The 20,406-nt window shown below is 59.1% G+C and carries 18 protein-coding genes; 7 read left to right on the top strand and 11 right to left on the bottom strand.

Annotated features, from left to right (window positions below; genetic code table 11):
* Window positions 1-50: 50 nt before the first annotated feature.
* Together argJ and argC are read right to left on the bottom strand one after the other, a co-directional pair.
* On the bottom strand, window positions 51-1,262 hold the full coding sequence (gene argJ, locus BKA12_RS05345; RefSeq protein ID WP_183641265.1) for a bifunctional glutamate N-acetyltransferase/amino-acid acetyltransferase ArgJ: 1,212 nt from the start codon (window positions 1,260-1,262) through the stop codon (window positions 51-53).
* A complete protein-coding gene (argC, locus tag BKA12_RS05350; protein WP_183641267.1) occupies window positions 1,259-2,293 on the bottom strand; it encodes an N-acetyl-gamma-glutamyl-phosphate reductase in 1,035 nt (344 codons plus the stop codon). Before argC ends, argJ begins: the two co-directional genes overlap by 4 nt.
* A 97-nt stretch (window positions 2,294-2,390) precedes the next feature.
* On the opposite strand from argC, the gene BKA12_RS05355 reads away from it, so the two are divergent.
* The 3 genes from BKA12_RS05355 (at window position 2,391) to BKA12_RS05365 (ending at window position 8,802) form a co-directional block, all read left to right on the top strand.
* Window positions 2,391-3,356, top strand: a complete 966-nt coding sequence (locus BKA12_RS05355) for a quinone oxidoreductase family protein (RefSeq protein ID WP_416375668.1) — start codon at window positions 2,391-2,393, stop codon at window positions 3,354-3,356.
* A 164-nt stretch (window positions 3,357-3,520) separates the two neighbouring features.
* Window positions 3,521-7,447 (top strand): Pls/PosA family non-ribosomal peptide synthetase, encoded by a 3,927-nt coding sequence (locus tag BKA12_RS05360; RefSeq protein ID WP_183641271.1) that lies wholly within the window; start codon window positions 3,521-3,523, stop codon window positions 7,445-7,447.
* On the top strand, window positions 7,444-8,802 hold the full coding sequence (locus tag BKA12_RS05365; protein ID WP_183641273.1) for a M1 family metallopeptidase: 1,359 nt from the start codon (window positions 7,444-7,446) through the stop codon (window positions 8,800-8,802). Before BKA12_RS05360 ends, BKA12_RS05365 begins: the two co-directional genes overlap by 4 nt.
* Here the strand turns inward: BKA12_RS05365 and BKA12_RS05370 are convergent.
* Window positions 8,767-9,501 carry a 4'-phosphopantetheinyl transferase family protein gene (locus BKA12_RS05370; RefSeq protein ID WP_183641275.1) on the bottom strand — a complete coding sequence of 245 codons (735 nt, stop codon included), beginning with the start codon at window positions 9,499-9,501 and terminating at the stop codon, window positions 8,767-8,769. The two genes, BKA12_RS05365 and BKA12_RS05370, sit on opposite strands and share 36 nt — an antisense overlap.
* A 34-nt stretch (window positions 9,502-9,535) precedes the next feature.
* Between BKA12_RS05370 and ppk2 the strand changes: the two genes are divergently transcribed.
* Entirely contained in the window at window positions 9,536-10,441 is a 906-nt protein-coding gene (gene ppk2 / locus BKA12_RS05375; protein WP_338087438.1) for a polyphosphate kinase 2, read from the top strand.
* Window positions 10,442-10,567: 126 nt separating this feature from the next.
* Here the strand turns inward: ppk2 and pheT are convergent, their stop codons facing one another.
* The 3 genes from pheT to BKA12_RS05390 all read right to left on the bottom strand — a co-directional run bounded on the left by pheT (window position 10,568) and on the right by BKA12_RS05390 (window position 15,057).
* Window positions 10,568-13,117 (bottom strand): phenylalanine--tRNA ligase subunit beta, encoded by a 2,550-nt coding sequence (gene pheT, locus BKA12_RS05380; protein WP_183641279.1) that lies wholly within the window; start codon window positions 13,115-13,117, stop codon window positions 10,568-10,570.
* Window positions 13,118-13,120: 3 nt separating this feature from the next.
* Window positions 13,121-14,179 (bottom strand): phenylalanine--tRNA ligase subunit alpha, encoded by a 1,059-nt coding sequence (pheS, locus tag BKA12_RS05385; RefSeq protein WP_183641281.1) that lies wholly within the window; start codon window positions 14,177-14,179, stop codon window positions 13,121-13,123.
* 95 nt (window positions 14,180-14,274) lie between these two features.
* On the bottom strand, window positions 14,275-15,057 hold the full coding sequence (locus BKA12_RS05390) for an LppM family (lipo)protein (protein WP_183641283.1): 783 nt from the start codon (window positions 15,055-15,057) through the stop codon (window positions 14,275-14,277).
* Between the two features lie 104 nt (window positions 15,058-15,161).
* Between BKA12_RS05390 and BKA12_RS05395 the strand changes: the two genes are divergently transcribed.
* Together BKA12_RS05395 and BKA12_RS05400 are read left to right on the top strand one after the other, a co-directional pair.
* Window positions 15,162-15,644 (top strand): eCIS core domain-containing protein, encoded by a 483-nt coding sequence (locus BKA12_RS05395; RefSeq protein ID WP_183641285.1) that lies wholly within the window; start codon window positions 15,162-15,164, stop codon window positions 15,642-15,644.
* Window positions 15,641-16,291 carry an SIMPL domain-containing protein gene (locus BKA12_RS05400; protein WP_183641287.1) on the top strand — a complete coding sequence of 217 codons (651 nt, stop codon included), beginning with the start codon at window positions 15,641-15,643 and terminating at the stop codon, window positions 16,289-16,291. The genes BKA12_RS05395 and BKA12_RS05400 overlap by 4 nt, the downstream gene beginning before the upstream one ends.
* On the opposite strand, the gene BKA12_RS05405 is transcribed toward BKA12_RS05400, so the two are convergent.
* The 3 genes from BKA12_RS05405 to BKA12_RS05415 form a co-directional block, all read right to left on the bottom strand.
* A complete protein-coding gene (locus BKA12_RS05405; RefSeq protein ID WP_183641289.1) occupies window positions 16,288-16,911 on the bottom strand; it encodes a pyroglutamyl-peptidase I in 624 nt (207 codons plus the stop codon). The genes BKA12_RS05400 and BKA12_RS05405 overlap by 4 nt on opposite strands.
* A 356-nt stretch (window positions 16,912-17,267) precedes the next feature.
* Window positions 17,268-17,522, bottom strand: a complete 255-nt coding sequence (locus tag BKA12_RS05410) for a hypothetical protein (RefSeq protein WP_183641294.1) — start codon at window positions 17,520-17,522, stop codon at window positions 17,268-17,270.
* 74 nt (window positions 17,523-17,596) lie between these two features.
* Entirely contained in the window at window positions 17,597-18,250 is a 654-nt protein-coding gene (locus tag BKA12_RS05415) for an SGNH/GDSL hydrolase family protein (RefSeq protein ID WP_183641296.1), read from the bottom strand.
* Between the two features lie 337 nt (window positions 18,251-18,587).
* Here BKA12_RS05415 and BKA12_RS05420 point away from each other — a divergent pair, with 337 nt between their 5' ends.
* Window positions 18,588-18,965 carry a bleomycin resistance protein gene (locus BKA12_RS05420; RefSeq protein WP_183641297.1) on the top strand — a complete coding sequence of 126 codons (378 nt, stop codon included), beginning with the start codon at window positions 18,588-18,590 and terminating at the stop codon, window positions 18,963-18,965.
* 38 nt (window positions 18,966-19,003) lie between these two features.
* Here BKA12_RS05420 and BKA12_RS05425 read toward each other — a convergent pair whose 3' ends face one another.
* Window positions 19,004-19,429: a (deoxy)nucleoside triphosphate pyrophosphohydrolase gene (locus BKA12_RS05425; protein WP_183641299.1), complete on the bottom strand. Its 426-nt coding sequence runs from the start codon at window positions 19,427-19,429 to the stop codon at window positions 19,004-19,006.
* On the bottom strand, window positions 19,422-20,354 hold the full coding sequence (locus BKA12_RS05430) for a cation diffusion facilitator family transporter (RefSeq protein WP_183641301.1): 933 nt from the start codon (window positions 20,352-20,354) through the stop codon (window positions 19,422-19,424). Before BKA12_RS05430 ends, BKA12_RS05425 begins: the two co-directional genes overlap by 8 nt.
* Window positions 20,355-20,406 lie beyond the last annotated feature (52 nt).

Below are 20,406 nucleotides of genomic sequence, written 5' to 3' on the forward strand. Positions count from 1 at the left end.
TGCTTTCCTGAGGGTGTGAAGAGTGGTGCCTGAAGATCGGTCCGGGCAGGTTAGCTCGAGTACGCGGAGTTCTCGTGCACGTATTCGTGGGTGAGGTCGTTGGTCCAGATGGTCGCTTCGGCATCGCCGACGCCGAGATCGATATCGACAGTCACCGTGCGTCCGGTGAGGTCCACGTTGGAACGGTCCTCGCCGAGTCCGCCGTTTCGGCACACCTGGACGCCATTCATGAAGACGTTGAGGTTCTCCGGCTCAAAGGCTGCCTTGGTGGTGCCTGTTGCGGACAAGACGCGGCCCCAGTTGGGGTCATTGCCGAAGATGGCCGTCTTGAACAGGTTGGAACGGCTCACTGCGCGAGACACCTCGAGTGCGTCCTCTACGGAAGCAGCGTTGAACGTACGCACCGCGACCTCGTGGGAGGCGCCTTCGGCGTCGTGCATGAGCTGCAACGCGAGATCAACGCACGTCGACGTCAGGCCCTTGGTGAATTCTTCGAGATCCGGGGCGACTCCAGAAGCGCCAGAGGCCATCAAGATCACGGTGTCATTCGTGGACATGCAACCATCGGCATCTGCGCGGTCAAAGCTCACGGCCGTCGCGGCACGGAGCGCCTCATCAAGCTGCGCAGGTTCCAGCACGGCATCCGTGGTGATAACTACCAACATGGTGGCCAGAGCAGGCGCCAACATACCGGCACCCTTGGCCATGCCGCCGATGCGGTAGCCGGCGCCTTCAAAACCAGCACGCTTGGACACGGTATCCGTGGTCATGATGCCCGCGGCAGCGCTTGCACTAGCGGCCTCACCGGAGGCCAACTGTGCGTGAGCATCCGTCGCGCCAGCGAAGATCTTGTCCATCGGCAGCTGCTCGCCGATCAAACCGGTGGAGCACACCAAGACGTCGCCGGCGGAAATGCCCAAGAGCTCCGCCGTCTTCTCTGCCGAAGCGTGGGTGTTCTGGAAGCCCTCGGCACCCGTGCATGCGTTGGCTCCACCAGAGTTCAAGAGCACAGCGTCCGCACGACCGTCAGAAACAGCCTGCTTCGACCACAGCACAGGTGCTGCGGCAACGCGGTTGGTGGTGAAGACGGCTGCCGCGTTGTGCAGTGGGCCATCGTTGACCACGAGGGACACATCCGGCTTACCCGTGGACTTTAAGCCTGCAGGAACGCCGGCGGCGCGGAATCCCTGCGGATCCGCAACGCCCAAGAGGACGGTGGAAGGCAAGTTGTTGTCTGCAAGAAATGCTTCTAAGAAACTCATGGGGCGAGTCCTACTCCGTTCAGGCCTAGAGTCTCTTCGAGGCCCAGCGCAATGTTCATTGATTGGACGGCACCGCCAGCGGTGCCCTTCGTGAGGTTGTCGATGACGGTGGTGACGACGACGCGTCCTACGCGCGCATCCACGGCAAGCTGCAAAGCGACGTGGTTGGAACCGATGACCATCTTGGTGCTTGGCCACTGACCTTCCGGCAACACGTGCACAAACTTCTCGTCGGCGTACGCATCCACCCATGCCTGACGCACGCGGGCTGGGTCTACTGACTTGTCCTTAAGGCGAGCAGTCGCCGTCGTAATAATTCCGCGAGGCATCGGCGCAAGAGTAGGCGTGAAGGAAACCGTCACCGGCTCCCCCGCTGCGGCGCTAAAGCCTTGCTCCATTTCCGGGGTGTGGCGGTGCACGCCGCCCACGCCGTACGGGCTCATGCCGTTCATGACCTCGGAGCCCAGCAAGTGCGGCTTGAGAGATTTGCCGGCGCCGGAGGTTCCGGACGCGGACACGATCACGACGTCTGCGGGTTCCAGCAATCCGGCTGCGAAGCCTGGGACGAGCGACAACTGAGCGCTCGTGGGGTAGCAACCAGGAACGGCGATTCGCTTCACACCGCGTAACTTGTCACGCTGGCCGGGTAGCTCGGGAAGTCCGTAAGGCCACGTGCCAGCGTGCTCGGAACCGTAGAACTGCATCCAGGCGTCGGCCGATTCGAGACGGTGATCCGCGCCGGCGTCAATGATCAAGGTGTTCTCCGGAAGCTGCGCGGCGATTCCGCCGGAGGCTCCGTGCGGCAGCGCCAAGAAGACCACGTCGTGACCCGAGAGAACCTCGGCAGTGGTGTCTTCAAGCACTCGATCCGCAAGGGAGAACAAATGCGGTTGGAGCGAGCCCAGTTTCTGGCCCGCGTTGCTATGCGCGGTGATCGCGCCGATTTCTACTTCAGGGTGCTGCGAAAGCAATCGCAACACTTCGCCACCTGCATAACCAGAGGCACCTGATACAGCCACCCGTAATCTCATGAACAAACCTTATCCGAATTTATGCACGACCACTAATATTTATGCAGTGCGCGACATGTCATTCAATGCTTCAACGAGGCGGCTCGGATAAGTTGGGATCATGAAAGCTATTAGCGTGTCCCAAGCGGGCGGACCCGAGGTTCTTCAATACACCGACGTTGCCGATCCGACCCCCGGCCCCGGCCAGGTCCTCATTGAGACCTTCGGCACCGGCGTCAACTTCATTGAAACGTATGAGCGCAGTGGCGTCTACAACATTTCTTACCCGGCCATTTTGGGTACGGAAGGCGCCGGACGCGTGGTGGCGCTCGGCGAGGGCGTGACGAACGTTCAGGTTGGCGATCGCGTGGCGACCGCGCAGGGCATCAGCACGTATGCCGAACTTTTCTTGGCTGAGGCCGGGCGCGTTGTGGTTGTTCCTGACAACGTCAGCGACACCGTGGCCGCGGCGCTCCCCCTCCAGGGCATGACGGCGCACTACCTGACCAATTCCACGTTCCCCGTTAAAGCGGGAGACGTCGCGTTGACGTACGCGGGAGCCGGCGGCGTGGGATTGCTGCTGACTCAGATCCTCAAGCTCAAGGGCGCAACCGTGATTACGACTGCGTCTACCCCGGAAAAGCGCGAGCTCGCGAAGGGCGCTGGCGCGGATTACGTACTCGAATATGACGACATTCCTGGCAAGGTGCGCGAAATCACGAATGGTCGCGGCGCCGACGTGGTGTACGACGGCGTGGGTAAGGATACGTTCGACGGTTCACTTGCGTCTTTGCGCACGCGAGGCATGCTAGTTCTCTTTGGTGGCGCTTCAGGACAGGTGCCTCCAGTGAACCTGCAACGCTTCAACGCGGCAGGCTCTTTGTTCTTCAGCCGCCCCACCCTCAAGGACTACCTTTTGGACGCCGAAGAGGTCTCCTGGCGCGGGAATGAGCTGTTTTCCCTAGTGGCACAAGGTAAACTGGATGTCCGCGTCGGTGGTTCGTATCCACTGAGCGACGCGAAGAAGGCGCATCAGGATCTTGAGTCACGTGGCACCACGGGCAAACTAGTCTTAGTTCCGTAACCATTTCTCCACGACTTTCTTGAGCTAGTCCCCCGGCCCTTGGTTAGGCCCGCTGGCTGGGGTTTCACTTCTTTCGCTAAACCGTGATCCCCAACTGGGGCTGTTTACACATTCCCTCAATGTGAAGCGCTACCGTACGGGACCTTGACCAAGGACTTGTTTTCGTGACCACTTCGCCCGTTTATCCACCACAATTTCCGGGTTCTGAGCGTGCACCAGAAGAGCGCACGCTCGTTGACATCCTCGCAGCGACTGCGAGCGCATATCCTGACGCAGCGGCCCTTGATGACGGCCAGACGGAATTGACGTATTCCGAACTTCTGAGCGCCATCAAGGCCACTGCGCGGAACCTACATGAGGCTGGCATTGGAGCTGGCGACCGCGTGGGTATTCGGATCCCCTCGGGGTCCAAGGAGCTTTACATCGCCATTTTGGCGACCCTCTGGATTGGCGCGGCCTATGTTCCCGTCGATGCTGATGATCCTGACGAACGCGCCAAGACGGTGTTCTCCGAGGCAAATGTTCGCGGCATCATGCGCGGAAGCTCCGCAAAAATCGTGGTGCCAAAGGGCCTTCCGAAGCCACACCCCTCTCCTCGTTTGCCACGCCTCGATGACGATGCGTGGATTATTTTTACGTCCGGTTCCACGGGCACGCCGAAGGGTGTTGCCGTGTCCCACCGTTCGGCAGCGGCGTTCGTTGACGCCGAGGCTCGCATCTTCCTGAACAAGGAACCTCTGGGCCCGGGCGACCGAGTTCTCGCCGGCCTCTCCGTAGCTTTTGATGCTTCGTGTGAGGAAATGTGGCTGGCATGGCGCCACGGTGCGTGCCTGGTTCCTGCCCCACGCTCGTTGGTGCGTTCCGGCATGGACTTGGGCCCATGGCTCATCACCAAGGGCATCACTGCGGTGTCTACCGTTCCTACATTGGCTGCCCTCTGGCCGGCCGAGGCTCTCGAGAATGTTCGCTTGCTGATTTTCGGTGGCGAAGCATGCCCTCCTGAATTGGCTGCACGTTTGGCTACCGAAGACCGCGAACTGTGGAACACCTACGGCCCTACGGAAGCAACCGTGGTGGCTTGTGCCGCGCGGATGAACGGCGACGGACCTATCCGCATCGGCTTGCCGTTGGATGGTTGGGACCTCGCGGTAGTCAACGAAGAAGGCATCCCGGTGGCTGACGGTGAATCCGGTCAGCTCATCATCGGCGGCGTGGGTCTTGCGCGCTATCTTGACGCCGAAAAGGACGCTGAGAAGTACGCGCCGTTCCCCACCTTGGGCTGGGAACGCGCCTACCGCTCCGGCGACTTAGTGGTCAACGATCCCGAGGGCTTGCTGTTCTTGGGCCGCATGGATGAGCAGGTCAAGCTCGGTGGACGCCGCATTGAACTCGGCGAAATTGATGCCGCTATGCAAGCCTTGCCAGGCATTCATGGCGCGGCAGCTGCCGTGAAGACCACGGCGGCGGGTAACCAAATCTTGGTGGGCTACCTCGCTCCGGAAGCATCTTTGATCGACTCCTACGATGTCGGCAGCGCGCGTGATCAGCTCTCCGAGGTTTTGCCAGCACCGCTGATTCCGCTGCTCACCGTGGTGGATTCCTTGCCGACCAAGACGAGCGGCAAGGTTGATCGCAATGCGTTGCCGTGGCCGCTGACCGGCGCAGCTCAGACGGATACGTCTTTTGATCTGAATAGCCTCGACGAGTCCTCTCGATTCGTTGCCGAATCTTGGGGCAACGTCCTGGGCACCCCAGTTGCTAGCCTCGACGATGATTTCTTCACCGCGGGCGGCGGCTCGTTGTCCGCGGCTCAGTTGGTGTCCGTACTGCGTCAGCGGTACCAAGAAGTCACCGTGGGCGATATCTACTCGCACGCTCGGGTGGGTTCGCTCATTGAATTTGTCACCGGTAGCGCGGCATCTGCCCCAGTGGAACCTCGCGATGTTGCCCGCACCGAGCGCAAGGCCCAGTTCTTCCAGACGCTCATGAGCGTTCCGCTCTTCGTCCTGGTTGGCATGCGCTGGCTGACATATTTGATGGCTGGCAACAACCTGCTGGCCATGTGGGGCATCTTGCCGGCGGCACCGCAAGTGTCCTGGTGGTGGGTCCTGGCTCTTTGGGTTGTCTTCGTATCTCCTTTCGGACGCATGGGAATGGCCGTTCTTTCGGCTCGCCTATTGCTACGCGGACTCAAGCCCGGCACGTATCAGCGTTCCGGAAAGTGGCACTTGCGCTTGTGGCTCGCCGAGCACATCGCAGACCTCATTGACCCGGTCTCTCTCGCGTCTGCTCCTTGGGTTCCGTATTACGCTCGGGCGCTCGGCGCGAAGATTGGCCAGGACGTCAATCTGCACTCCGTACCGCCGGTCACCGGAATGCTCACGGTAGGCCGTGGCGCCTCGATCGAGCCGGAAGTTGATCTCTCCGGTTACTGGATCGACGGCGACAAGGTTCACGTGGGTGCAGTCAAGGTTGGCGCTTTTGCTAACGTCGGCACGCGCTCCACGCTGATGCCAGGATCCGTTGTTGGAGACTACGCCGAGGTCCATCCCGGCTCCGCCGTTGAAGGCCACATCAAGGGCAGCTTCGCCTACGCTGGCTCCCCTGCCCGCCGCGCAGGCAAGGCAAAGACCCCGTGGCCAGAAGAAGCCGTTCCCACCGGTTGGTGGCGCACCGCGCTCTTTGGCGCAGCCTCCGCAGTGTTCGCCCTGTTGCCTTTTGTCTCGGTCGTTGCAGCCGTCGCCGTTATCCTCCCGTTCTTGGACGGAAACCTGTCCTTGGCTCACTCTTGGGCACGAGTCTTCGCCGTGGTTCCCCTCGCCGCTGTGGTGTGGTTCTTGACGAATCTCGTGGTCATCATGCTGACAGTGCGCTTCTTGGGACTGTTCATCCACGAAGGCTGGCATCCCGTACGCAGCAAGACCGGCTGGGCAGTCTGGGCCACCGAGCGTTTGCTGGACATGGCACGCGACTTGTTGTTCCCGATCTACGCTTCGCTCTTCACCCCGATCTGGCTCCGCTTGCTCGGCGCCAAAGTCGGCGAGAACGTTGAAGCCTCGACGGTTCTTTTGGTTCCAAAAATGACCACGATTGGTTCCGGCGCCTTCTTGGCCGACGACACCATGGTGGCGTCCTACGAACTCGGTGGCGGCTGGATGCACGTGGCTCCAGCGAAGGTTGGTAAAAAGTCCTTCTTGGGCAACTCCGGCATCGCTGCCGCAGGTCGCCGCGTTCCGAAGAACTCCCTCGTGGCGGTGCTTTCAGCAACGCCGAATAAGGCGAAGGCCGGTTCCTCGTGGCTCGGTTCCCCTCCCACCCGTTTGCGCCGTACCAACGTCGAAGCGAACGTGGAGCTCACGTACAAGCCACCAATGAAGCTCAAGCTCATGCGTTCCGCGTGGGAGCTGTGCCGCGCTATCCCGATGATAGTCACCGTTGCCATCGCCGCCGGCGTACTGATGGCCATTGACCTGATTGCCGAACGCACCAACTACTTGGTGGCCGCATTGCTCTCCGGCGCGGTATTGGTCCTCGCGGGTGCCGTTGCGGGCCTCATCGCGGTCCTCGCGAAGTGGCTCTTGGTAGGCCGCATCAAGCCAGGCGAACACCCACTCTGGAGCTCCTTCATCTGGCGCAACGAAGTCGTCGACGTCTTCATTGAAATGGTCTGCGCTCCATGGTTCGCTCGCACCGCGTCCGGCACACCTGCACTCGTGTGGTGGTTGCGTGCGCTCGGCGCGAAGATTGGTCACGGCGTGTGGTGCGAAAGCTACTGGCTCCCCGAGGCTGACCTCGTCACGCTTGGCGATTCCAGCACCGTCAACCGTGGCACCGTGGTGCAGACGCACCTCTTCCACGACCGCGTCATGGCCATCGATACGGTGGTCTTGCAAGACGGCGCCACGATGGGCCCCCACGGCGTGATCCTTCCAGCCGCCGAACTGGCCAGCTCCGCCACCGTGGGTCCTGCTTCGCTCGTCATGCGCGGAGAATCCATTCCCGCTTCCACTTACTGGATGGGTAACCCTGTCCACCCGTGGGCCGGTCCTACATACATCAACCCTCAGACGGGAGCTCCGCTTCACAGATGAGTCCTAAGAAAAAAGCAACCCGAGCCAACAACGCACCGTTGATCCCTGACCCGTACCTGCCCACAGCCGGTAGTAACGGGTACTCGGTAGCGCACTATGACATCGAGCTCGAAGCCTCGCTCGCCGGCAACCGCCTCGACGGCCACGCCGTCATCACGGCGCGCGCCGAGGAAAAGCTCACGAAGGTCGAACTCGACCTCGTCGGCCTGACCGTGGTGCGAGTGAACGTGGACGGCAACAAGGTCAAGAAGTTCTCCACCAAGAATGACAAGCTGGTCATCCAGCTCCCCTCCGCGTTGAGCGTGGGCGAGAAGTTTGTGGTGGACGTTCGTTACGGCGGCAACCCGCAGCCGCGCCGCGGTAAGTGGGGCGAGGTCGGTTGGGAAGAGCTGACGGACGGCGTGCTGGTTGCAGGCCAGCCCAATGGCGCTCCCACCTGGTTCCCGTGCAACGACCATCCGAGCCAGAAGGCGACGTACCGGATCTCCGTTTCCACGGATGCTGATTATCGTGCCGTCGCCAACGGCAAACTGGTCAACCACTCGCGCAAGTCCAGCCGCGAAGTGTGGACCTACGAGGTACGGCATCCTATGGCCACGTATCTCGCGACCATCCAGATTGGCCGCTATAACCTCGTGGACATTGGCCGCACCCAGGTGGGCGCGAAGACCACCGTTCAGCGCGCGGCCGTTGCGCCGTCGCTCTTGGCCGCCACGAAGCGTGCTTTCGCGAAGCAGCCGGACATGATTGCTGCCTTCTCCAAGATGTTTGGCCCATACCCCTTCACGGAATACCAAGTGGTCATCGCCGATGATGTTCTCGAGATCCCCCTCGAGGCACAGGGCATGTCCATTTTCGGCCGCAATCATTTGACCACCGGCTGGGAGTCGCAGCGCCTGATCGCTCACGAGCTATCCCACCAGTGGTTCGGCAATTCCCTCACGGTGAGCCGCTGGGATGACATTTGGCTCCACGAAGGCTTCGCGTGTTATGCCGAATGGTTGTGGTCTGAGGCTTCTGGCGACGTGAACGCTCACACGCGCGCACGCCGCGCTTGGGCTGGCCTCTCGGTTCTGGAACAAGACATCACCGTGGGCGATCCAGGCCCCGAGGATCTCTTCGACGACCGCGTCTACAAGCGCGGCGCTCTGGCCCTCCACGCGCTGCGCCGCAGCATGGGTGACCAGAGATTCTTCGGCATGATGCGCGACTGGACCCGCCGCAAATTCCATGACAACGTCACCTACCGGCAGTTCGTCAAGCACGTCGATTCCCACGGTCCGCGCGGTTTCTCTGCGAAGGCCGTCTTGAAGCCGTGGCTATTTGAGGAAAAGTTGCCGCCGTTCCAGTTCTAATTCGCCGGATTTTTCATACAGTACGACGCCGCAGCTCACGTGCCCGGGCACGCTTGGCATGGCGGGGCTCACGTGAGCGCGGTTGATGTCTGCAGGGGTGAATCCACCGGGATCGAAGATGTTAGGGACGGTCGGCACGATGCCGGTTCCCCGCGCCTTCCCGAGGGCTTCTTTCATGGCCCACCACTGCGCGCGCGTGGGAACGGACCAGAGGCCCTCCTCCTCGAAGAAAGAAACATCGAGTGCTCGTAGCGTGCTCTCGCCTTTCGTGTCAGTGCTCGTCAGGTCAACGCCGATGGACACGCGGCCATCTAGTTGTTGGCGAGGCGTCGTCACCAGGCCGACGAGCACATGGGTCTCAGAGCGGGATACGCTCATGGCCCATCGCGGTGCTTGGTACTTAACGAATCCTGGGGCGTCAGATCGTGTCAGCACTAGCTCCGGCGTCCCGTGGAGCGTGGAACTGCACGTGGCACACGACGTCTGAATCGTGAGCTCTTCGGCCGGAAGCTGGAGCATCGTGCTCGCCAGCTGGCGCGCCAACAAACGGCCTGCGACGAATCGTGCCCCGGAAGCGCCCAAGGAAGCGGCACGTTCCTGTTCGGCCCGGGTGAGCCACGTGTCCGGAAGCTCGCGAGCTAGGACGAGAGCTGCGGCGTCGTATTGGGAAACCGGGAAAATTTCCGCGTCGATGTTCACCTTTTGTTCATGTCCTTTTTCTACGATCTGGCTTGTGACTGAGACTAAAACTATCGCGCCAACCTTGGATCCCAAGTTCTTGGGCTACACGGTGGTGGATGATGACGACGACGATCCCATCCTCCTGACGCCTGAAGGCAACATGGTGGAGACCTGGCGCGAAGACTATCCGTACGAGGAGCGCATGGCGCGCGACCAATACGAATTCGAGAAGCGGCAGCTCCAAGTCGAATTGTTGAAGCTACAGAACTGGGTCAAAGAGCACGGCCACCGCATCATTTTGGTGTTCGAAGGCCGCGACGCCGCCGGTAAGGGCGGCACCATCAAGCGCTTCCAAGAGCACCTTAACCCGCGCGGCGCACGCGTGGTAGCACTCGAAAAGCCCAGCGAGCGCGAGTCTACGCAATGGTATTACCAGCGCTACATCAAGCACTTCCCATCCGCCGGTGAAATGGTCATGTTTGACCGTTCTTGGTACAACCGTGCCGGGGTGGAGCGCGTTATGAATTTCTGCACGCGGGAAGAATATGACCTCTTTGTGCGGCAGACTCCAGCTTTCGAGAAGCTCATTGTTGACGAGGGCATTTCGCTCATCAAGTTCTGGTTCTCCGTGTCCAAATCAGAACAGCTCACGCGCTTCACCATCCGCCAGATTGACCCCGTGCGCCAGTGGAAGCTCTCTCCCATGGACATTGCGTCTTTGGACAAGTGGGACGACTACACCGAGGCCAAAGAGAACATGTTCGTCCAGACGGACACGCAGCATGCTCCATGGATTGTGGTGAAGTCGAACGACAAGAAGCGTGCCCGTCTCGCCGCCATGCGTCACGTGCTCAGCCAATTCGAGTACACCGGCAAGGACCACTCCGTCGTCGGTTCGCCAGATCCTAAGATTCTTGGCCCAGCCGCGAACGTGATTGCCGAGGGCGAAGAGTTCTAGGCGTTCGCGTTTTTCGCGACACTCACAATTTCTTGTATTGAAACTGAAGAAGCCGCTCACCACCACGATTGCTTGTGGTGATGAGCGGCTTCTCTATGCCTTGCTGAGCGATTCAGCAGCGAGCGACTAGCGCTGCACTGCTCCGAAGCGCTCGTTGGCCAGAGCCACAGCTGCGGCGCGGGATTCTGATGCTTCGTCAGCGGTCAGGGTGCGATCGTTAGCGCGGAAACGCAGACCGAACGCAAGGGACTTCTTGCCTTCGTCGATGCCTGGGCCTTCGTAGACGTCGAACAATGCCACGTCCTCCAAAAGCTCGCCGGCTCCTTCTCGCAGGGCAAGAAGGACGTCCTGTGCCACAACGGAGCGGTCCACGACCAAGGCCACGTCCTGCGTGGTGACAGGGAAGGTGGACAGCGGCTTGGCGACGATGACGTCAGCGGCCGCATCAAACATGGCATCTGCGTCCAGCTCCAGCACCACGGTGCGTGCAGGCAAGTCCAGCTCTTCGAGGATCTTCGGGTGCATTTCGCCCGCGTAGCCCACCACTTCGCCGCTTGGAAGCGAGAGCTGTGCGGTGCGTCCTGGGTGGAATGCGTGGTGCTGACCTTGCGAAACCACCAAGTCAACACCCAAAACGTCGCCCAAGCCGAGAGCGGTGTCGAGTGCATCGGACCATTCCCACGCGCGTGGCGTCACGCCAGCGCCCGGTGCAGAGTCGTGGCCGATCAGTACGGCGGCAACGCGCCAAGGCTGGTCAGGAACACTCGAGAAGAGGTCTTCAAGAACTTCCTCAGATGGGAGTTCACCCAACACTGGAAGCGTCGGGGTGCCCACGGTCTCTCCCGGCAAGAACACGAGTCCGCCCTCGTAAAGAGCAAGATCGCGGAAGCCACGCGAGTAGTTGCGGCGCGCGGTCTCGAGGAGGCCCGGGAGCAAGGACGTGCGCATGAAACCGAACTCAGCAGAGATCGGGTTAGCGAGCTTGATCGCCTTGACCGTTTCACCCGCGGTAGGCGTGCCGAAGAGGTTGTTCTGCGCGGTCGAGACGAACGGGTAAGCGAGGGTTTCCGTTAGGCCCGCGTCTGCGAGCGCTTGGAGAACACGACGACGCTGGGTCTGGACGCGCGTGAGGCCACGGCCTGGAGGGGCCGTAGGTAGCGTCGAAGGGATCTTGTCGTAGCCCACAAGGCGTGCGATTTCCTCGACGAGATCTTCACGGGTCTCAAGGTCTGGACGCCAAGATGGCGCGGTGACCTGAAGCGTGGTGCTCGAGGCATCACCCTCCACCGTGGCTCCCAAGGAGGTCAGCACGTCGATGATCTGCTGCGTGGTGTATTCGATGCCGATGAGCTTTCCTGGGAACGCCGTATCCAAGGAGATGACGGTGGCCGCTGGGCGCTCGCCTGCGTCGGTGACAGCCACATCTGGAGTACCGCCAGCAAGCTCAACGAGCAAGTCGATGGCGCGCTGCGCTGCTTCGTCCGCGATCTCCCAGTCCACGCCGCGCTCGTTGCGCTTAGAGGCTTCGGAAGGAAGCTTGTGACGACGACGCGTGCGTCCCATAGAGACAGCGTCAAAGTGCGCCGACTCGATGAGAACGTTGACCGTAGAGTCTCCAACTTCGGTTTCAGCTCCACCCATTAGGCCGGCGAGACCGATAGGCCCGCGGTCATCCGTGATGAGTAAGTCCTCGGTGTGGAGCTCGCGCACCTTCTCATCGAGGGTGGTGAGCTTTTCACCAGCGTTTGCACGACGGACCACGATGGGGCCCTGCAGCTTGTCAGCATCGTAGAAGTGCAACGGCTGACCGTATTCGAGCATGACGTAGTTGGAGATATCGACGATCAAGGAGATCGAACGCATTCCTGCCAAACGCAAACGAGATGCCATCCATGGTGGGGTTGGCTTGCTTGGGTCGACGCCGCGCACCACGCGTGCGACGAAGCGGTCGCAACCTGGAACTCCGTAGATCTGGTTCTGGTCCTCAAGACGAACCTGGTAGCCGTCGTTCGTGGCGGCAGGAGCACTGACCTGTGCAACAGGATCCGTGAACTGGGTGTTCGTGGCAAGAGCGTATTCACGAGCGACACCACGGATGGAGAAGCAGTAACCGCGGTCTGGGGTGACGTTGATTTCTGCAGCTTCATCACGAAGACCCAGAAGTTCAAGAACGTCCGTGCCCAGCTCTGGATCAAGACCGATGCGCGACAGCACCAAGATGCCGTCGTGGTCATCGCCGATGCCAAGCTCGCGCACGGAAGCGATCATGCCAGCGGACACGTGACCGTAGGTCTTGCGAGGTGCAATGCGGAAGTCGCCGGGAAGTACCGCTCCGGGAAGCGTGACAACGACCTTGTCCCCGACCTCGAAGTTGTGAGCACCGCAGACGATGCCCTGAACGCCCGAAGGATCGATGCCGTCACCGGTGAGCGTCTGCTCTTGGCCTTCTGGAACCACGCGAACGTGGCACCAGTTGATGGTCTTGCCGTTGCTCTGTTCTTCCTTGACGAGGTCAAGAACCTGACCCACCACAATGGGACCAGACAGCTCGTCCATGGGACGGTGCACGTCTTCTTCTTCGAGGCCGACCTTCACGAGGTCTGCCATCACGTCTTCAGCAGTAGCGTCTGCTGGAACCTGCGCGTATTCGCGCAACCAAGAAAGTGGAATTCGCATGAATTAGATCTCCATCCCGAAGTGCTGGCTGAAGCGGACATCGCCTTCGATCATGTCTCGCATATCAGAAACGTCATTGCGGAACATGAGCGTGCGCTCGATGCCCATACCGAAAGCGAAGCCGGTGTACACGTCAGGGTCGATTCCCGAAGCGCGCAACACGTTGGGGTTGACCATGCCGCAGCCACCCCACTCAATCCAGCGTGGTCCGCCCTTGGCGCCTGGGTGCCAAATGTCGAGCTCCGCGGAAGGCTCCGTGAACGGGAAGTAGGCGGGACGCAAACGAATCTTGGCTTCTTCGCCGAACATCTGACGAGCGAAGTGCTCGAGCGTACCGCGCAAATCTGCCATGGTGAGGCCCTTGTCTACGGCAAGGCCTTCGAACTGGTGGAAGACAGGGGTGTGCGTGGCATCGAGTTCGTCGGTGCGGAAGGTGCGGCCCGGGCACAGTACGTAGACCGGAAGTTCACGGTCCAGCATGGAGCGGGTCTGCACAGGAGAGGTGTGTGTGCGGAGCACCAAGTGTGCTTCCGGTGGATCCACGAAGAACGTGTCCTGCATTTCGCGTGCAGGGTGATCCGGCTTGAAGTTCAAGGAGTCGAAGTTAAACCATTCGTGTTCTACTTCTGGCCCCTCGGCAATTTCCCAACCCATACCCACGAAGATGTCGGAAACACGCTCTTGCAAAACGGAAAGTGGGTGACGGGCACCTACACGACGACGGCGAGGCGCAGCCGTTACATCAACGGTCTCTTCAACCAGCATCTTTTCCGCGTGCTCGGCTTCGAGCACTTCGGTGCGTGCGGCCAAAGCCTTCTGCACGCGTCCACGTCCACCGCCCAGCAGCTTGCCGGCGATGGCCTTTTCTGACTTATCGAGCTTGCCGATCTCACGGTTAGCGAGAGTCAGTGGGGCTTTCTCCCCAGTATGTGCCAGACGAGCCGTCTTGAGTTCTTCAAGATCGCTCGCCGCGTCAAACGCCGCAATCGCTGCTTCGACCGCAGCGTTGATGGCGGACTCGTCAGTGGGATGCGGAATTAATGCTGTGGGGTTCTCAGACATGCGTCATTAGCCTTTGAGACGTGGATAGGTGCGTTTCAAGTTTAGTCGCGCAAAGTACCGGCGCTAAATTCAAGCGCTCTGAGAACACCAAATGGTTATGGGGTGTTCTTCTCCGATGACTCCGCGCGCCGAGGCTCATGGTCCGGCAATGCCGGAATGTCATCGCTCACCACTGCGGTATTTCCGTCGGCCTCCGCTGGGATGGAAGCTGCGGCGTCGTCCTTCCTATTACGGCGCAAGAGGAACCAGACCAAGCCAGCAATTAGCAGTACTGCGAGCGCACCGAGTACCCACCACAGCAACGTGAGGTTAGGGCCGGTGCCGTCTTCGGCCTCGATCTTGAGCACAGTGCCGTTGGGAAGATCGAAGATCTGATAGGTCACCTTGTTGCCCTCAATGACGCCGCCTTCTGTGGCATTGACGATCTTGCCGGGGAAGGCAAAGGACATGGTGGCCTCGGAGAACATCGTCTTGGCTTGACTAGCGTTCTCACCCATGTCGAGCGACGTGGTTTCCACAAAGAACTTGCCATCGCGATGTTCAATCTTGCCGTTGGCGTTGGTAGCGGACTCGTTCATGACGTCCTTCAATGGCTGATTCAACATGCTGACTTTGTAGCCCTCATAAGTGTCATCCGAATACGTTTCCCTTTTCGCCTCGGCAGGAAGGTCTTCAAAAGGATCGGCACCGTTGCCAAATTGCTGCAAGAAGTCATCAACGGATTGACCGTTCAGCACGTCTTTCTTAACGGCCATCACCATGGCCAGGTCAGCCGTATCATCGGCGCGAACCACAAAATCCATGTTGAGTTTGACGCAGCCAGTCAATAGGAACATCACCGCCACAAGTAGTGGGAGGATTTTCGCCGTCTTTTTCATGATTCCCCCTGTGAGCCACCTAAAGGGTGCCTTGGAGTTTCCACACTAGTGGACAAGCGGCTTAAGTACACCCCCTGTGGATACTGGATGTTTAGACTGATCACGTGCGCTTTTCACATGTGCTGCGGGCGGGATGCAATACGCTCAACCTGACAACGCCGCTGGGCACGATCCTCGCGTCGCTCACGCACTGTGACCTGGAGCTTGGGCCCGATGGGCTCATCTTGGCGAAAAATTATGAGCGCCGCTTCCCCGTCGCTGGAGCGTTCACCGTGGGAAACGTCATCTTCTTTAGGCCGCACTACACGGACCCTCGCGAAGTTCCAGAACTCATGGCACACGAAGCGCGCCACTCGTGGCAGTACGTCTTTTGCCTCGGCTTACCGTTCTTGCCACTGTATTTCGCGTCGGTCGCGTGGTCCTTGCTCCGCACCGGAGACCCCGCCTCCAGGAATCCATTTGAACGTCATGCTGGACTTCAAGCCGGCGGGTATCGTGAACAACCCACTCGAAGTTTGGTCGCGGCCCTGCGGACCCGACGTCACCCCACCTCAACAACAGGCCCCTCTGAAAGGCGACCATTATGAGCCCCAACATTTCAACAGCACCGGCAAACACCATCACCGTGCGAGGCACCGGATTTGCCATGTCTGCACCTGACAAGGCCACTGTTTATATTCCGTTGGAAGCTCGTGCGGACAATGCCGCAGCCGCCTACGAAAACGTGTCCAAGGTGGCCCAACAGGTAGTTCCAGAAATCAGCTCGGCCGCGCCAACCGCGAGAATTTCCACCGCCTCGATCGCTTTGAACACAGACGTGCAATGGATCGATAACAGCTCTGTGCTGGCGGGCTACATTTCCAATGTCACGGTGACGGCAACGGACGTGCCATTGACGGGCGTCTCTCAGGTCCTGTCCGCCGTGGTGCGTTCCGGTGGTGACGGTGCACGAATCGGTGGAATTGAATACTCCTCCTCAACAGTGGGCGAGGTACTCAGTGAAGCCCGCGAAGAGGCGTTTCAGGATGCTTTCCGCAAAGCCGAACAGCTTGCTGGTCTGGCACAGAAAACGCTCGGCGGTGTGGTGCGAATTCTTGAAGACGTGGAGCCATCCTCCCCTATCCGCTTCGCCAGGGAATCTAAGACAGTTGCGAGCTATTCAGCGGACATGCCCGTACTGGGTGGCGAACTGACCCACAGCGTTGATCTGCAGGTGGAGTTCGAGCTGCTCTAGTGTTCGGCACCAGCTGAGACTTTGAGGTCCTTGAGCTGGGAGCGCCGGGCGCGGAGGGTCGTTTCAACCAGCGCTACGAGGGCTGTCGCCGCATCCTGCGCGCTCAGCATTTCCGCAACCGGAATATGCACGAAGCCTGCCGGGATCTCTGGCTGGTCCCGCAGCGCGTGCATGAGTTCATAGAACACGTGGTTACAGACGTAGGTGCCCGCCGTATTGGAAACCTCAACGGGAATACCTGCCTCCTGAATCGCCACGAGTCCACGCTTCAGAGGCAAACGTGAGAAGTAGGCATCCGGGCCGTCCGCAGCAATTGGCTCATCGATGGGCGAAGCGCCGTCGTTGTCAGGAATACGTGCATCATCAACGTTGATGGCCACGCGTTCCAGGCTCACCTTGTCGCGTCCGCCGGCAACTCCCACGCAGACGATAAGTTCCCAGTCGCGCGAATCCACGAGTTCGCGAAGCACTCGGGACGATCCCTCAAAAGTGACGGGCAAAATTTCAGCGCTGACGTCAGTACCGCGCTGAGCCAATTCCCTGGCTGCGATCTGCACTGCTTGGCGGCTGGGGTTCGTGTCATGTTCGCCGAAAGGCTCAAATCCTGTCAAAAGAATCACTTTTGAATACTACTGACTGCCACTCCGGTGTCGAGATTTTGGACGTCTGACGTTAGATACCAAGCGACGATCCCGCTGACAGCCAAGGATGGAAACAGCTCAAAGGTAGGCCTCGTCCCGTAGTAGCCCGGACATCCAGCCGATGGCGACGATGAAGCCAAGCACGAAAACTGGTACCCACATTGAGACGGAACGAGAGGCGTCGGAGAGCCATATCTTGAGTTCGCGTGTGAGTAGTGTCAGAGACATCACGATCCCCAGTGGAGCAAATGCCCAGAATAGCCAGTCCGTCTATTGGCTTCCAACAGTCGATGCGCGAATGAGAACTGGGCCCAGAAAAAGCACTAGAACGTCGGCTAATATTCCTCGTCCATGATGAATTGCGGCCTGGCAGCGGTTGCCGCTTTTAGCACAAGAGCACAGGACAATACGACAACAATCAGCACCCACATATCATCGATTCTTCCCGGATCAATCGTGGCCGGCTGACGTTGAAAAATTCCCATTGAGATTTGTGATTCAAGATTCGCGACTAGCCCCGCGACAAGAGATATGAAGAGCACGAAGCCCATCCGCGCTATCCTTGGACCATTAGGCATCGCCTTGGTCATCGCACGCTCCCTCCTAGAGGTTGCTCACTACTGATGCGAAGCACTCTAGTAGTTTTCATGCCGGGGCACACGAGCTATTCGGTTTCAATCTCTCGTTGCAGGAGCGCTGAAACTTGAACATAGCCCGCGCCATTCAAGTGCAGACCATCCAAGGCATGAAGATTTCCATTCTGGAAGATCTCGGTGACATCGAGAACGGTCGCTCCGTGCTTTGCCGAGACGGATTTGATTATTGCGTTGACCGAGCTGACATCCAGAAGCGTTGTTGGTGGTGCCGTTATGGCAATGATCCGAGCGTCGGTGGCGGCCTCAATGGTTGAAAGTAAGCGGTCATAATCGTTCGCAAAAGAATCATGGCCCGGTGCATCGTTGGTGCCAGCCCACACAACCACAGTCCTGGTTTCCTCTTTGATCTTCGAGGCCCAACTCGTAATTTCTGCTGTTCGTGCCCCGTACATCCCACGGTTGGCGACCGGCCGGTCAAGTAACTCGCTCCAGCGACCTTGTTCGACGAGCGAGTCACCAATGATCAGAATGTCTGCACCAGGGAGATCGTTGAAGCGTTCGTCTGCATATGTTTGAAATGCTGGACGACGCGGTTCTAAGATCCCCGCTTGCTCCGCTACGGTGCGTGGCCCTACGTGCGAAACATACATAACGACGGCTATGAGTCCAAGTGCGTTGAAAACCAACGAAACGGCTAACACGATCTTCCCCAACTTACCCATGAGACAACAGTAAGCGAACTCTTGTACCTTGCAGCCAGCAGGTTACGTTGCTCAGCCCCGCTGCTCTGAAAGAGAATCCCCGAACTATCCACATCAGAATCTTGTTCTAATGAGGGTTGACTTTGGCTAGTACACTTGTTCTAATAGAAGTGTGAGAAGGGAAGCTCAGCTTCGAAGGATCTGATCCTTCGAGCCGGCGGCGGGTCCTGTCATTTACCGGTTTTTCCGGGCTGACAAGACCCGCCGTTGCACGTTAAAAAGTGAACTTGTCGTGAATTCATGTAGAACACAGGCCATATGTGCGCCAGTGACGGAATGCCTGACCTAGGCTCACAGTATGGCTATTCTGCAATCCTCAGCAGCTGTCTTTCCGGTGTCTGATCTTGAGCGCGCCGTCAAGCACTATGAGCTCCTCGGCTTCCGCGTCACCACTTACGCAGGCGAAGAGGCATACGCGTATGCACGCCGCGATCACATCAATCTCCACTTCTGGGAGTTTGACGAACTCGACCCACTGAAGAACTTCTCGTCAGTCTTCGTCTACGTCGATGACGCGGATCGTCTGGCCGAAGAATGGCAAAACGCCACCTCAACACTCGAGTACGAATGCCCCACCATGTTGCCGCAAAACACGGAGTACAACCTCCGCGAGGGCGCTCACGTGGACGGGGACGGAAACCTCATCCGCTTTGCGCACTCGCTCGAAGCTGACTAAGAGCAACGCAGACTCAGCGGGTTAACGCGTGATGGCGCTCAGCTCACGCGCCGCAATAGCTCCCGCAGAATCGGATAGTCGGCAGGGATCCAGTCGAGTTCGAGAACTTCTTCTGTCTCGAGCGAGAGCCACCGCAGTTCATCGTGATCTTCAAGTGGCTCGGGAACGCCCTCGTCAGCAATCTCGGCAAACCACACGCGCATGGCCGCGCCTGGATTCAGTTGCCAGCCTTGTTCTAGCGGACCTTCGAGTTCAGAACCGAGAGTCACGGCCACACCGAGCTCTTCGCGAATCTCGCGCTCCAACCCGGCTTCGCAGGTCTCCCCCGGTTCCACTTTTCCACCAGGGAATTCCCACATGCCCGCAAGGGACGGCGGCGCAGAACGGCGTGCTACCAATAAACGGCTTGGCGCCGCGAGTGAGTCAACAATCGCGGCGCCAACAATCTGTTTGAGATTAGACATTCTGTGCTGCGATATCCTCGCGCTTGATGTCTGGCTCTAGATAAATAATGCGAGCAATCGGTACCTCGTCACGAATACGCTTCTCGGCGTTATCGATCGCTTCCGCAATCTGCTGTCCACTGGCATGAGCCGGAACAGAAATCTTGGCCGCTACCAAGAGCTCCTCAGGACCCAAGTGCAGGGTTTTGAGGTGAATGATCTCGGTGCCGTCCGCCTGAATCGCATTCTCGATGGAGCGCACGTTTTCCTTAGTTGCAGACTCACCGAGCAACAATGACTTTGTCTCCACTGCCAAGACGATCGCGATGATCACCAGCAACACACCAATCATGCCGGTGCCGAGAGCGTCAAAAATGCCGTTACCCGTCACGAGCGTCAGCGAAACACCTGCCAGTGCAAAGATCAGGCCGAGCAACGCACCGAAGTCTTCAAGCAAAATCACGGGAAGTTCGGGAGACTTGGCCGTTTTGATGAACTGCCCCCACGTCCGCTTACCGCGCACATGATTGGACTCGATGATGGCCGTACGGAAGGATAGGCTCTCCGCGATGATCGCACCTACCAGAACGGCAAGCGGCACCCACCACCATTCACCTTCAATACCGTGCGGATGCTGCCACTTCTGGTAAGCCTCATACAGCGCAAACAGGCCGCCCACAGAGAACAGCACGATGGCGACGATGAACGAGTAAATGTAGCGCTCGCGACCGTAGCCGAACGGGTGTTGCGGGCTGGCCTGCTTGGTAGCCCTCTTGCCGCCAACCAGCAAAAGCACCTGGTTACCGGAGTCAGCGACCGAGTGAATAGCTTCCGCGAGCATCGATGACGAGAGCGTCAAGAAATACGCAACGAATTTAAACAGTGCGATCGTCAAGTTAGCGGCGAGTGCCGCGACAACCGCTTTGGTGCCCCCTGAAGCAGCCATGTGTAATCCTCAATTTTGTTACGAAAAAGTTATTTACTACCCAATATTATCG

The organism is Neomicrococcus lactis (assembly GCF_014200305.1).
In the GTDB taxonomy this organism is placed as follows: Bacteria; Actinomycetota; Actinomycetes; order Actinomycetales; family Micrococcaceae; genus Neomicrococcus; species Neomicrococcus lactis.